Consider the following 14,088-nt stretch of genomic DNA (forward strand, 5'->3'; position numbering starts at 1 on the left):
TATAATTATAAAATCGGTCATAATGAACTATATAATATTATTACACTAAAGTTCAAAATGCCGATTTTATAAAAACTATATTATTATAAAAAGTTATATTTGTTTAATTTTCATAAGTTCTTAAAATCCCTTCTGCAACAACTTTTCTAGTTGATCGCATATCCATTGCTTGTTTTTCTATATATCGATGAGCTTCAGCTTCAGTCATATTTAAATATTGAATCAATATACATTTGGCTCTATCAATCATCCTAATATCCTCAATTTTTTGCAAAAGCTTATTATTTTCCTTCTTCAATCTGCACATTTTATTATATGTAGCATTTGCTATTTTCAATGCACTCCAAAATATAGTTCTATTCATAGGCTTAGCTATTGTAATTACTCCAAGCTCTTCTACTTTTTCACTTACCTCATCATAAATATCTGTTCTAACAACAAGAATTACTTGTCCAATTCCGTTAGAAACTATATCTTTTGCAAATTCATCCCCAAATTCATCTATTAATGGTGCATTTATAATACATAAATCAAAATCTCTTTCAACTAAAAGTCTCCTTGCTTCCCCACCATTTGTTACTGTAACAATTTCCCCATAGGAATTTTGAGAGAGCACTTCAGTAAAAAATGACATTCCCTTTTTACTGCTCGATACTATTAGAATACTATCCAAAAATTACGCCCCCTTGCATTATCTATATTTCATGGCCTACTAATTGTTAAAATAATGTTAAATGTATTCAAAATATAGCCTTTTCATTTTTTCCTTTTCTATTGACTTATTATATTGATCAGCTTCAATTTCCTTTAACTCTATATATCTGTCTAAAACATCACTACCTATTATACTTCTAATAAATTCACTATTCTTTGCAATATCTAATGCTTCTTCTAGTGTTTCTGGCAATACTTCTATATCCTTTAATTTCTCTTCATCTAATGTATATAGATTTTCATTTATTTCCTTTGGTAACTTAAGTGAATTCTCTATTCCATATAATCCTGCTCCAAGTATTAATGAAAATGCTAAATAAGGATTTATAGCTGAATCAGGTGATCTTAATTCCATTCTTGTTTTTTCACCAGTCGCTGCTGGTATTCTAACTAACTGTGAACGATTCTGATGTGACCATGAAACATATTTAGGCGCTTCAAATTTACCAAATCTTTCATAAGAATTAACGATAGGGTTCAAAAAGGCTGTAATTTCTCTTGTCTTACTTAATATTCCCGCTATAAAACTTTCAACTTCTGCCTGTTGTCCATTTTCCTCTTTAAATATATTAGTACCATTTTTGTTTAATGATATATTTATATGCAATCCATTTCCACTCTTATTACTTATAGGCTTTGGCATAAAAGATGCATAAAGTCCTGATCTAGCAGCAATGGCTTTTACTACAGATTTGAAAGTTAAGAAATTATCTGCAGCATTAAGTGAGTCACTGTATTTAAAATCTATTTCATTTTGTCCTGGGCCTTGTTCATGATGTGAACTTTCTGGTTTAATCCCCATCTCTTCTAAGCAAAGGCAAATTTCCCTTCTAATATTTTCTCCTTTGTCAATTGGTGCCATATCAAAATATCCACCTTTATCATGAGTAATATAAGTTGCTTCACCATCTTCATCTGTTTTAAATAAATAGAATTCACACTCTGTTCCTATGTATGGTGTATACCCCTTCTCTTGACATATCCTAACAACTTTTTTTAAGATGTTTCTACTATCATATAAAAACTCTTCTTTATCTGGAGTTTTTATATCACAGAAAAATCTTACTACTCTACCTTGTTGTGGCCTCCATGGAAGAACATTAAGAGTATCTGCATCAGGAAATAATAATAAATCTGATTTTGCAACATCACCAAATCCTCTAATTGCTGAAGCATCAAATGAAACTCCTTCTTTAAATGCTCTTTCTAATTCATCAGGCATTATAGAAATATTTTTTTGTGTTCCAAACATATCGCAAAAAGCTAATCTAATAAATTTAACATCATTTTGTTTAACAAACTCCAAAACCTCTCTAACTGTATATGACATATCTCTTCCTCCAGTTATAATAATCCTATATTTTTTTACGCAAAAAAGCATCCATCAAATATTTTTAGTGTCTACAAACTTATTCATAAGTAATAATTAATCTTTAGTAGTTTTTGCAAATTTAACTTTGATTACATCTTATGATTTAAAAAAGTACTTCTAAAAAACATTTGATGAACGCCTTTGTCCATTTCTAATATTATACAATATAAGCTATTTTTTATCAATAAACTTCCACTCAAAAAATATTTTCAATTTTTTTCTAAAAAAGTATTTACATTTCATTATTTTGGACATATAATACTTACATAAACAGCAAAGGCGCTGTGGACAAATGATTGTCCACGGTGCCTTTTTTTATTTGAAGGGGGTTATAATTATGAAAGATATACCAAATTTATTTGGAAGCTTAGTTTTTAATGATAGTGTTATGAAAGCAAGGTTACCAAAAGAAACTTACAAATCACTTAAAAATACTATTCAAGCTGGTAAACCACTTGACTTAGCAGTTGCTAATGTTGTTGCTAATGCAATGAAAGATTGGGCTATAGAAAAAGGTGCAACACATTTTACTCACTGGTTCCAACCAATGACTGGCATTACAGCTGAAAAACATGATAGCTTTATTTCACCAGATAAAAACGGAAATATTATAATGGAATTCTCAGGAAAAGAACTTATCCAAGGTGAACCAGATGCTTCAAGCTTTCCATCAGGAGGCCTTAGAGCTACATTTGAAGCAAGAGGATACACTGCATGGGATCCTACATCATATGCATTTATTAAAGATGGAACTTTATGCATCCCTACAGCATTCTGCTCATATAGCGGTGAAGCTTTAGATAAGAAAACTCCAGTATTAAGATCAATGCAAGCTTTAAATAAGCAAGCTTTACGTATATTAAAATTATTTGGAAAAGATGATGTAAAAAAAGTAATTACTACTGTTGGTCCTGAACAAGAATACTTCTTAGTTGATAAGGAAATGTATGAAAAAAGACCTGACCTAGTATTTTGTGGTAGAACTTTATTTGGTTCAAGACCTCCAAAGGGACAAGAAATGGAAGATCACTACTTTGGAACTATCAAACCAAGAGTTTCTGCATATATGAAAGAACTTGATGAAGAGCTTTGGAAATTAGGTGTTTTAGCTAAAACTAAACATAACGAAGTTGCCCCAGCTCAACATGAATTAGCTCCTATATTTACTACTACTAATATAGCAACTGATCATAACCAATTAACTATGGAACTTATGAAATCTATAGCTAACAAACATGGACTAGCTTGCTTACTTCACGAAAAACCTTTTGCTGGTGTAAATGGTAGTGGTAAACACAACAACTGGTCAATTTCTACTGATACAGGTGTTAATTTATTAGAACCTGGTGATACTCCAGCAGAAAATGCACAATTCTTATTATTCTTAACGGCAGTAATTAAGGCAGTTGACGATTATCAAGATTTACTACGTGTTTCTGTTGCAAGTGCAGGAAATGACCATAGATTAGGTGCAAACGAGGCTCCACCTGCTATAGTATCAATGTTCTTAGGCGATGAATTAACTGAAATATTAAAGTCAATTGAAAATGGGACTACTTATATAGCAAAGGAAAAGAGCCCAATGGAAATTGGTGTACGTGTATTACCTAAATTCTTTAGAGATACTACAGACAGAAATAGAACTTCACCATTTGCATTCACAGGTAATAAATTTGAGTTTAGAATGCTTGGTTCTACTTTCTCAATTGCAGGCCCTAACATTATATTAAATACAATAGTAGCTGAAGAATTAAGACAATTTGCTGATACACTTGAAAAGAGTTCTAATTTTGATGAAGATTTAAATACACTAATTAAAAATACAATAAAAGATCATAATAGAATTGTATTTAATGGAAATAACTACTCTGATGATTGGATTAAAGAAGCTGAATCAAGAGGTCTTTTAAACTTAAAGACTACTCCAGATGCTCTTCCTTACTTTGTAAGCAGTAAAAATGTTGATTTATTTACTAAACATCATGTATTCTCCGAAAGCGAATTATATTCAAGATATGAAATACTACTAGAAAACTATAGTAAAACACTTCATATTGAAGCATTAACTATGATTGATATGACTAAAAAAGATATTATTCCAGCTGTACTTGAATATCAAGGTGAAATTGCTAGAATAGCTAATGGTAAAAAACAATTAATGCCTAATATTCAATGCTATTTAGAAGAAGAACTTCTTAATAAAATTTCAAAATTAGGAAACTCTCTGTATAGCAAACTTGATGATTTAGAAAAATCTGTATTAGAAGCTAAAACTCATACAGATCCACTTGATACAGCTAAATACTATAGAGAATCAGTATTTATTAATATGCAACACTTACGTGGTGTAGTTGATGAGCTTGAAACTTTAGTAAGTAAAAAGTATTGGACTCTCCCAAGCTACGGAGAATTACTATTTAGCGTTGATTAAATAATATAAATGCACAATGGCGTGTATTTTACTTTAGGGATATCCCTTATAGTAAGATGCACGCCATATTTTATTTTCTTATTTATAAAAAAGTTAAAAATAGTTATAGTTTAAATTATACTTACGGATGATACCATTATAAAATCTAGCTATTATATATTTGAAAATATTACTTTTATGAGATTTAAATAATCATCATCTCTGTCTATTAAACTATTAACTTTAAATAAAAGGGGGTATTATTAATGTATTCAGCATTAGACACGATTTGGACTTTATTAGGAGCTGCACTAGTATTCTTTATGCAAGCAGGTTTTGCTATGGTAGAAACAGGATTCACTAGAGCCAAGAACGCAGGTAATATTATAATGAAAAACTTAATGGACTTTTGTATAGGTACAGTAGTATTTTGGCTTATAGGATTTGGGCTTATGTTTGGTGGAGATGGTGCTTTAATAGGAGGCCTTGACTTTTTTATACAAGGTGATTATAGTTCTTCAATTCCAACTTTTGCATTTGTTATATTCCAAACAGTTTTCTGTGCAACTGCTGCTACTATAGTATCAGGAGCTATGGCAGAAAGAACTAAATTCTCTTCTTATTGTATATATAGTTTAATAATTAGTGCTATTATTTATCCTATTTCTGGACACTGGATCTGGGGTGGTGGATTCTTATCACAACTTGGCTTCCATGACTTTGCTGGTTCTACAGCTGTTCATATGGTAGGTGGGGTTGCTGCTTTAATTGGAGCAACAATACTTGGCCCTCGTATAGGTAAATATTCTAAGGATGGAAAAGCTCATGCTATCCCTGGTCATAATTTAACAGTTGGTGCTTTAGGTGTGTTCATACTTTGGTTTGCATGGTTTGGATTCAATGGTTGTTCTACAGTTTCAATGACTGGAGATGAAGCAATAGTTACTGCAAGTAAAATATTCATGACAACAAATATAGCTGCTGCAGTTTCAACATGTATAGTTTTAATAATAACATGGATCAGATATAAAAAACCTGATGTATCAATGACATTAAATGGTTCATTAGCAGGTCTTGTTGCAATAACTGCTGGTTGTGACTTAGTTAGTCCAGTTGGTGCATGTTTCATAGGTATTTTCGCTGGATTTGCTGTTGTATTTGCAGTTGAATTTATTGAAAAAAAATTAAAAGTCGATGATCCTGTTGGTGCAGTATCTGTACATGGTGTCTGCGGTGCTCTTGGTACTATTTTAACTGGTTTCTTTGCAACTGAGGGCGGATTATTCTATGGTGGTGGATTCAAATTCTTAGGTACTCAAATCTTAGGTGTTATTTGTGTTATTGCTTGGGTTGCTATCACTATGACTATTGTATTTACAGTAATCAAGAAAACCATTGGTCTTCGAGTATCAGAAGAAGAAGAAATTGAAGGTCTTGATAAGAAGGAACATGGTCTTGAAAGCTGTTATCCTGACTTTATGGCTGTAGGAGCTTCATATTCAGGTATTACCTTAAATCAATTATCAGCTTCTACCGTTCCTGAAAATACTACTATTGATAATACAGACACAATTCCAGTTGTTTATAATACATCTAAAACTGATGCTAAATTCACTAAGGTTGTCATCTTAACAAAACAAGATAGATTTGATAGATTAAAAGTTGCTTTAGATAAATTAGGAATTACTGGTATGACTGTTACCAACGTTTTAGGATATGGTATGCAAAAAGGATCTACTGATTACTATAGAGGTGTTCCTTTAGACGAAGTTACTTTATTACCTCAATTAAAAGTAGAAATTGTTGTATGTAAAATTCCAGTTGATACTTTAGTTAAAGTTATTAAGAAAGCTTTATACACAGGCAAAATTGGTGATGGTAAAATCTTCGTTCAAGATGTTGAGAATGTTATTAAAATTAGAACCAACGAAGAAGGTTATGATGCACTACAAGATGATGATGAAAAGTAAAAATATAGAACTGTATCAATTTTGATACAGTTCTTTTTTTATTTATCTACTACTATTTTTTTACATATAATATTGCATTTTATCCACATGCCATTAAATATAATCCACAAGCTTAATTTAACAATTAACATTTGTATGTTAATAATCTACAGAATAAAAAAAGAAACTCAATTGAGTTTCTTTTTTGGTGGCTTACCGGGGAATCGAACCCCGGACACCTTGATTAAAAGTCAAGTGCTCTACCGACTGAGCTAGTAAACCAAAACTGGTGCGTGTTAAGAGATTCGAACTCCTGGCCCACGCCTTAGAAGGGCGTTGCTCTATCCAGCTGAGCTAAACACGCAAATTAAGATATTATTAACTCCATATTTCTATTAGTTTATAATACTTTAAAATGGAGCGGGTAGTGGGAATCGAACCCACCTTTCCAGCTTGGAAGGCTGGAGTATTACCGATATACGATACCCGCATATGGTGACCCCTAGGGGAATCGAACCCCTGTTACCACCGTGAAAGGGTGGTGTCTTGACCGCTTGACCAAGGGGCCAGATCAACATGTACTGCTGACTACTTTTTGTATATTACAGTGTTTTTAGACAAAAGTCAACACTATTTTCAAAAATTTTTATAAAAAATTTAAAAGATTTTAATGTAAACATTTTTATCAAAGAATTTTAACATATTCTTCCTGAGTATCTATATCAACTAACTCAATTTCATCATTAATATTTACAAGTTGAAAATCATTTAAATGCCCCTTTATTATTTTTTTACCACCAATATCCCCTTCAAGTGATAATAATTCATTAATATACCTTTTAGAAAAGATAACTGGATTACCTTTATTATTTCCACTTCCCACGCAAACTATACCTTTATCGCTATTAATAAATGTATCTTTAACTAAATTTAATGTTTTTAAAGACATGAAAGGCTGATCACATACCATAAACATATATCCATCAGCATTTTTATCAAAACTTATTCCTAGCTTTATAGAACTAGAAATTCCTAAATCACTATTATCATTCATTACAACATTAATTTTAGTATTTTTTAAATTTTTTCTTATTTCTTCATATTGAGTTACACATATTATTTTATTAACTTCAAGATTAAGTGCCTTTTCGACTACATGCATATAAATAGGTTTACCCTTATATAAAGCAAGCAACTTATTTCCATTAAATCTCCTACTATTACCAGCAGCCAATAAAATTAAATTTATCTTCATAAAACCAACCTTTAATTTAGTTAATAGTTAAGAGTTAATAGTTAGGGATGAAACTCCTAGCGGAATTTCTAAAAATATATATTTTCAAATTCAGCTCAATCTAAATTTATTCCTAAACTATTAACTCAAAACTCTTAACTCTTAACTATTTATTAATCATTCCCATAACTATTTTTTCAGATGTTATTGGTAGTGTTCTTATATTAACTTTTGTTGCATTGTATACTGCATGTGCTAAAGCTGGAGATGGCGTATTAATAACTATCTCTCCAATAGACTTAGCTCCAAATGGCCCTGTTTGTTCATAGCTTGATTCAAATTCAACTCTAATGTTTCCAACATCAAGTCTTGTAGGTATTTTATATTGAAGGAATGAATCATTTCTCATCTTACCCTTTTCAGTGTAAGTAATATCTTCATAAAGTGCCATACCTATTCCTTGCGCTATTCCTCCTTCTGCTTGGATTCTAGCTAAATTAGGATTTACAACAGTTCCACAATCCACTACTGCTACATAATCAATTATATCAACTTTTCCTGTTAGCTTATCTACTTCAGTTTCAACTATTCCAACCATGAATGGAGGTGGTGAAACTTCTGAATAATGTGATTCACTTTCACTTATAGTATTAAATCCGCCAACTAAAGTATTATTTGCTATATCAATTAAACTTATTTCCTTTTCATCTACTAGTGAAAATACTTTTTTCCCATCAAACTCTAAATTATCAATTGAGCATCCAAGTGCCTTTGATGCTTCTTCAATAATTCTTTTTCTCATCTTTTCACAAGTTTTAATAACAGCTCCACCTGTTATATATGTAGTACTAGATGCATAAGAACCAGTATCATATGGACTTTGGTCTGTATCAACACCATGTACAATTATATTATCTATATCACATTCTAAGCAGTCAGCTGCCATTTGAGCTAATATTGTATCACATCCTGTTCCCATATCAGCTGCACCAATCATTAATGTATAGAATCCATCATCATTAAGCTTTATTTCAACAGCCGCAGTATCTACTGACGATATCCCTGACCCTTGCATAGCCATAGCAACCCCAACAGATCTAACCTTGCCATTCCCCATATCTCTACAAGGATATTTATTATCCCAATCTATCATTTCTTTAGCTCTTGATAAGCATCTATCTAATGCACAACTATTGGCCGGTTCATTATAATATGCAGGCATTATTTGCCCCTCAGCAACCATATTCATTTCTCTCAGTTTAATAGGATCGATATTAAGCTTATCTGCAAGTTCATTTACAGCTGACTCTAAAGCAAACAATCCTTGAGTTGCGCCATAACCTCTATAAGCACCAGCTCCCATAGTATTTGAATAAACAACATCATATTCAAATTTATAAGCCTTTGCTCCATTATAAAGAGGCATTGATTTATGACCTGATAATCCTACAGTAGTCGGTCCATGATCACCATATGCTCCTGCATTAGATAAAGTATACATATAAATGGCCTTTATTATACCATTTTCATCTGCTCCTAATCTAACCTTTATCTCCATTTCATGTCTTGGACTACCATTAGTCATACTTTCTTCTCTTGTATAGACTATCTTTGCTGGTTTTCCAGTTTTCATTGTAACTATCGCTGGGAATATTTCAGCAACAACACTTTGCTTTGCACCAAATCCTCCACCTATTCTCGGTTTAATTACTCTTATTTTAGACTTTGGAATATCTAATGCATTTGATAATATACGTCTTACATGGAAAGGAACTTGAGTTGCACTTGTTATATTTAATCTTCCATATGTATCAAGTTCTGTAAATGCTCTGAAAGTTTCCATCATAGCTTGGCTATTTGCTTTTGTATGATAAGTTTGTTCTATTATATGAGCACATTTATTTAACTCTTCTTCTACATCTCCATAAGCAAAGTCACCCTTTGAACATATATTTCTATCTTTATCTACATTAATCCAGTCATTTAATGCAATAAAATCATCTTCTGGATGAACTATAATATCATTATCTATAGCTTCCCTAAAATCTAATACTGCATCTAAAACCTCATATTTAACTTTAATTAAATTTAATGCTTTATTTACTGCCTTTTCATTTTCCCCAGCAACTATTGCAACAGGATCTCCTACACATCTAAGTCTCTTATCTAAAATCAATCTATCATATGGACTTGGTTCAGGATAAGATTGACCGGCTGTTGTAAATCTTTTTTGTGGAACGTCCTTATAAGTTAAAATACATTCTATACCTGGAACTTTACTTGCTATGCTTACATTTATATCCTCTATTAAAGCATGAGCATGAGGACTTCTAAGTACTTTAACTATTAAACAATTACTTGGAGCTATATCATCTGTATAAACCGGCTTACCAGTAAGTAATGACATAGCATCCTTTTTTCTTATACCTTTATTAACATATTTCATTATTAGTCCTCCTTTTTAGCTTCTAAGAAATTCTTAATTGCTCTTAATTGGCTCATATATCCTGTACATCTGCAAAGATTCCCAGCTAAATAATGCTTAATTTCATCTTCCGTTGGATTAACCAATTCATTTTTCATCGCTAATACATTCATCACAAATCCTGGGCTACAGAATCCACATTGCTCTGCTCCTTGATCTGCCATAAAAGCACCAAATTCTTCTGCTTCCTCTCTTAATCCTTCAAGAGTAGTCACTTTCTTTCCATTTGCCTTCATAACAAGAGTGCTGCATGATAAAACAGGTTTTCCCTCTAAATGAACTGTACATAAACCACAATTTGCAGTTTCACATCCTCTTTTTACACTAAAGAAGCCCTTACTTCTTACATAATCAATTAATAACATATCTGCTTCTACATTGTCTTGAAAAAGTTTATTATTTATCCATAGTTTAATTTCCATAACTTCCTCCTGTAATTTCAGAAATTCCTCTGTTTATAAATACCTTAGCTAATATTTGTCTATACTCTTTACTTCCTCTCATGTTACTATCAAATTTAACATTTTCTATAACATATTTAACTACGTCATCAATTTCTTTTTGTGTTGGAACTTCACTTAAAATTTCTGTTGCATTTACATTCATAGCTTTTTGAGGTCTAGCTCCAATTACAATATTCCACTTATTATCTAATCTAGATATAGCAACTGCTAAAGTAGGAATATCAGTTGCACTGTTTCTATGAGTTAAATAAACAGCCTTTCTATTATCTTTCTTTATTATAATTCTTACTAAAATATCATTATCATAAGGCATGTCTCTATATTTAGTAAGAGGAATAATTCCACCATTAAATAATTCTACATATGTATCTAATGATAAAAGTGCTGTTAATATATCTGAAAATCCAAATCTTGAATAAATACTTCCACCAATAGTAGCGCAATTCCTAAATTGAACTCCAACTATATGTATAACTGATTTTGCTATTATCCCATTAAAATAAGAATTTAAAGATTCATTAACTTCTAACTGTCTTAATGTGCACATACAGCCTATTTTAAAATATTCTTCGTCTTCCTCTATTTTGTCTAATCCTAATTCTGATAAATCAATGGCAGTTTGAATGTTTCTTCCACCCATCTTTAACCAGCCTATTCCCCCTAAAATAACATTGTTCTTTTTTTGATTTAGTTCATAAGCTTCTTCTAAACTTTTTGCTACTACATAATTCCTAATCGTAAACAATTTTTTCTCCTCCTATAGACATAACAAATGGGCCATATCAAATTATTCGATATAAGCCCTTTTTATATTTTTTATACACTTACTGCTTTATTTTCTACCTTATCTTTTGGTAATACTAAATTTAATATTGTTGCTATAACGAATGTCATTATTATACCATTTTGTGCAAATATGTTGCTAACCCAAGTTGGTAATTGTGCTAAGGCTTCTGGAACATTACCTATTCCAACACCAATTCCTATTGCTAATGCAACTATTAAGCCGTTTCTACCATCTAACTTTTCTCTAAATAATGACTGTAATCCACTTACAAATATCATAGCAAACATTATAACTGCTGCTCCTCCTAGAACTGATTGTGGCATTACTGAAAGTACTGCACTCAATTTTGGGAAAAATCCAGCTAATATTAAAAATACTGCCCCAGTCATAATAACAAATTTATTTACAACTTTAGTTACAGCAACTAGTCCAACATTTTGGCTAAATGAAGTATTTGGAGCAACTCCAAAGATAGCTGCTATAAAACTTGAAACTCCATCAGCAACTACACCACCTGATAATTCTTTGTCAGTTGCTTCTCTATCAAGTCCACCTACTGCTATTGCAGAAATATCCCCAATTGTTTCTACTGTAGTTGCAATATACATTATTGCCATTGAAATAATTGCATCTAACCTAAATTCAAATCCCATAGCAAATGGTTTAGGTAAACTTATCCATGAAGCTTCTTTTACAGCTGTAAAGTCAACCATTCCCATTACTATTGATAATATGTATCCAACTATTATTCCTATTAAAATAGCTGATGTTTTTATAAACCCTTTAGTAAAGTTTTGTAATACTATTATTACTAAAATTACCACTGTTCCAACTATTAAATGTTTTGGTGATCCAAAATCAGCTGAACCAGCTCCACCAGCAAAATATTTAATACCTACCGGAAGTAATGAAAGTCCTATTGAAATAACAACCAAGCTTGTTACTATAGGTGGAAATAATTTTCTTAATGGCTTAATGAAGAATCCCAAAACCATTTCTAATACTGCCCCAACTAATGAAGCTCCCATTATAGCGGAATATCCATACGTTGCACCTATAGCATTTTGTGTTCCTATAAATCCTGAACTTGTTCCCATAACTACAGGTAATCCACTTCCTACTCTAAAAAATGGATATAATTGAATTAATGTTGCAATCCCTGCAACAAACATTGAATTTTGGATTAACATTGATTTTGTTTCTAATGGAATATCTAAAAGCCCACATACTATAATAAGTGGTGATACATTTCCTAAGAACATTGCTAATACATGTTGAATACCTAATGGAATAGCTTGTTTTAAAGGTACCCTTCCTTCTAATTCATAAATACTTCCTGTTTTCATCCTAAATCCCCCTATAAGTATTAATATAAATCGCGAATATTTTTTATTTTTCGTGCATTTAATGTACGTAAATCCTACTTCATGATTCTATCATACTTTTTCTAATTTGTGTATAAAAATATATTTATTTTTAGCTTTTTTTGAAATTTTTAGGTTAAAAAATATATTTTAACGGCAAAAACACAAAAATTAAAAGACAAACCACCTTTAATAGTTTGTCTTTTGCTTTTTCAGAAAAAATTTAATTTTTAAGATTATTTTTCGTTTTTTACTTTATATATTCTAAAAGTACCTTTATGGTTCCACCACAAGCCATCCCTAACTTTGCTGCTACTGAATTAGATAAATCATAACTTTCAATATATGATTTTTCTTGCTTTATTAATTCTAAAGCTTTTTCGTATGCAGCATTTTCTACACTTCCACCACCAATGCTTCCGATCAATTTCTTATCATCTGTAACTAGCATTTTTGCACCTACTCCTCTAGGAGATGAACCTACTTTATCTAAAATGCTTACCAATACCATCTTTTTATTGCTTTCATTAATAGTATTTAATATTTTTTCATCTACATTTGATAAATTACTTTTATTTTTTATTTCTATAATTTGCGCTGCTATACTTATTGCAATTTCAGCAGGCGTTTGAGCTCCTATATTTAATCCAATAGGTGCATGAATTTTTTCAATTTCTTTTGAACTATATCCTTTTTCCACTAACTGTCTTACTGAATTAGCTACCTTTGCTTTACTACCTATCATACCTAAATATTTATATTCTTTATTTAAAATTGATTCAATACATATTTGGTCTGCTCTATGTCCCCTTGTTACAACCACAAAATAGGAATTATTATCATAGTTTATCTCTTCAAGAGCTTCATTAAATTTCTTACATATTACCTTATCTGCTGATGGAAATCTTTCAGTATTTGCAAATTCCTCTCTATCATCTATTACTATAACATTAAAATCTAACATTTTTGCGACTTTATATAACTCTAAAGATATATGTCCACCACCACAAATAACTAATTTAGGCTTAGATGCAATCTGTTCTAGCATTATTTTATAAGAGTTATTAATATCAAATACTTTGTTAGTTTCTTTTAAATCTAAATTCTCAATAATCTCTTTATATTTTTCTCTATCTCTTTCATCCTCAAATATAAATTCATTATCAACTTTTAATATTTTCTTACCTATATCTAAATCATTAACGGATTCTAAAATTGTAAATATAAATAAATCTTTTTTACTCAATAAATTTTCTTTTACTACTTTGTAAAATTTCCTTTTCATACCTGCCCCCCGGAAGTTATTATC

The 14,088-nt window shown here is 31.0% G+C and carries 10 protein-coding genes and 4 tRNA genes; 2 read left to right on the plus strand and 12 right to left on the minus strand.

Going from position 1 to position 14,088, the window contains the following annotated elements; translation table 11 throughout:
• Nucleotides 1-103: 103 nt before the first annotated feature.
• The gene (locus TY07_RS15695; RefSeq protein WP_042402323.1) at nt 104-673 is read right to left on the minus strand and encodes an ANTAR domain-containing response regulator; all 570 of its coding nucleotides are present in this window, start codon (nt 671-673) and stop codon (nt 104-106) included.
• A 57-nt stretch (nt 674-730) separates the two neighbouring features.
• Nucleotides 731-2,044 carry a type I glutamate--ammonia ligase gene (glnA, locus tag TY07_RS15700; protein WP_042402326.1) on the minus strand — a complete coding sequence of 438 codons (1,314 nt, stop codon included), beginning with the start codon at nt 2,042-2,044 and terminating at the stop codon, nt 731-733.
• Nucleotides 2,045-2,423: 379 nt separating this feature from the next.
• Here glnA and TY07_RS15705 point away from each other — a divergent pair, with 379 nt between their 5' ends.
• Together TY07_RS15705 and TY07_RS15710 are read left to right on the plus strand one after the other, a co-directional pair.
• A complete protein-coding gene (locus TY07_RS15705; protein WP_042402329.1) occupies nt 2,424-4,517 on the plus strand; it encodes a glutamine synthetase III family protein in 2,094 nt (697 codons plus the stop codon).
• Nucleotides 4,518-4,762: 245 nt separating this feature from the next.
• On the plus strand, nt 4,763-6,466 hold the full coding sequence (locus TY07_RS15710) for an ammonium transporter (RefSeq protein WP_042402331.1): 1,704 nt from the start codon (nt 4,763-4,765) through the stop codon (nt 6,464-6,466).
• A 185-nt stretch (nt 6,467-6,651) separates the two neighbouring features.
• On the opposite strand, the gene TY07_RS15715 is transcribed toward TY07_RS15710, so the two are convergent.
• The 10 genes from TY07_RS15715 to TY07_RS15760 all read right to left on the minus strand — a co-directional run bounded on the left by TY07_RS15715 (nt 6,652) and on the right by TY07_RS15760 (nt 14,064).
• A tRNA-Lys gene (locus TY07_RS15715) sits at nt 6,652-6,727 on the minus strand.
• Between the two features lie 5 nt (nt 6,728-6,732).
• A tRNA-Arg gene (locus TY07_RS15720) sits at nt 6,733-6,809 on the minus strand.
• Nucleotides 6,810-6,861: 52 nt separating this feature from the next.
• Nucleotides 6,862-6,935, minus strand: a tRNA-Gly gene (locus TY07_RS15725).
• Nucleotides 6,936-6,938: 3 nt separating this feature from the next.
• Nucleotides 6,939-7,013, minus strand: a tRNA-Glu gene (locus TY07_RS15730).
• A gap of 117 nt (nt 7,014-7,130) precedes the next feature.
• Nucleotides 7,131-7,700, minus strand: coding sequence for a nucleotidyltransferase family protein (locus TY07_RS15735; protein WP_042402335.1), 570 nt, complete (start codon nt 7,698-7,700; stop codon nt 7,131-7,133).
• Nucleotides 7,701-7,845: 145 nt separating this feature from the next.
• The gene (locus tag TY07_RS15740; protein WP_042402338.1) at nt 7,846-10,125 is read right to left on the minus strand and encodes a xanthine dehydrogenase family protein molybdopterin-binding subunit; all 2,280 of its coding nucleotides are present in this window, start codon (nt 10,123-10,125) and stop codon (nt 7,846-7,848) included.
• Nucleotides 10,126-10,127: 2 nt separating this feature from the next.
• Entirely contained in the window at nt 10,128-10,586 is a 459-nt protein-coding gene (locus tag TY07_RS15745; RefSeq protein WP_042402340.1) for a (2Fe-2S)-binding protein, read from the minus strand.
• A complete protein-coding gene (locus tag TY07_RS15750; RefSeq protein ID WP_042402342.1) occupies nt 10,576-11,373 on the minus strand; it encodes an FAD binding domain-containing protein in 798 nt (265 codons plus the stop codon). Before TY07_RS15750 ends, TY07_RS15745 begins: the two co-directional genes overlap by 11 nt.
• A 71-nt stretch (nt 11,374-11,444) precedes the next feature.
• Nucleotides 11,445-12,761 carry a uracil-xanthine permease family protein gene (locus TY07_RS15755; RefSeq protein WP_042402343.1) on the minus strand — a complete coding sequence of 439 codons (1,317 nt, stop codon included), beginning with the start codon at nt 12,759-12,761 and terminating at the stop codon, nt 11,445-11,447.
• Nucleotides 12,762-13,029: 268 nt separating this feature from the next.
• On the minus strand, nt 13,030-14,064 hold the full coding sequence (locus TY07_RS15760; RefSeq protein ID WP_042402344.1) for an XdhC family protein: 1,035 nt from the start codon (nt 14,062-14,064) through the stop codon (nt 13,030-13,032).
• Nucleotides 14,065-14,088 lie beyond the last annotated feature (24 nt).

Source organism: Clostridium saudiense (assembly GCF_000577815.1).
Lineage (GTDB): Bacteria > Bacillota > Clostridia > Clostridiales > Clostridiaceae > Clostridium > Clostridium saudiense.

Excerpts from the sequence above, each read along its gene's own strand:
- TY07_RS15735 (WP_042402335.1), bottom strand. The coding sequence starts at position 7,700 with ATGAAGATAAATTTAATTTTATTGGCTGCTGGTAATAGTAGGAGATTT.
- TY07_RS15745 (WP_042402340.1), bottom strand. The coding sequence starts at position 10,586 with ATGGAAATTAAACTATGGATAAATAATAAACTTTTTCAAGACAATGTA.
- glnA (WP_042402326.1), bottom strand. The coding sequence starts at position 2,044 with ATGTCATATACAGTTAGAGAGGTTTTGGAGTTTGTTAAACAAAATGAT.
- TY07_RS15705 (WP_042402329.1), top strand. The coding sequence starts at position 2,424 with ATGAAAGATATACCAAATTTATTTGGAAGCTTAGTTTTTAATGATAGT.
- TY07_RS15740 (WP_042402338.1), bottom strand. The coding sequence starts at position 10,125 with ATGAAATATGTTAATAAAGGTATAAGAAAAAAGGATGCTATGTCATTA.
- TY07_RS15760 (WP_042402344.1), bottom strand. The coding sequence starts at position 14,064 with ATGAAAAGGAAATTTTACAAAGTAGTAAAAGAAAATTTATTGAGTAAA.
- TY07_RS15710 (WP_042402331.1), top strand. The coding sequence starts at position 4,763 with ATGTATTCAGCATTAGACACGATTTGGACTTTATTAGGAGCTGCACTA.
- TY07_RS15755 (WP_042402343.1), bottom strand. The coding sequence starts at position 12,761 with ATGAAAACAGGAAGTATTTATGAATTAGAAGGAAGGGTACCTTTAAAA.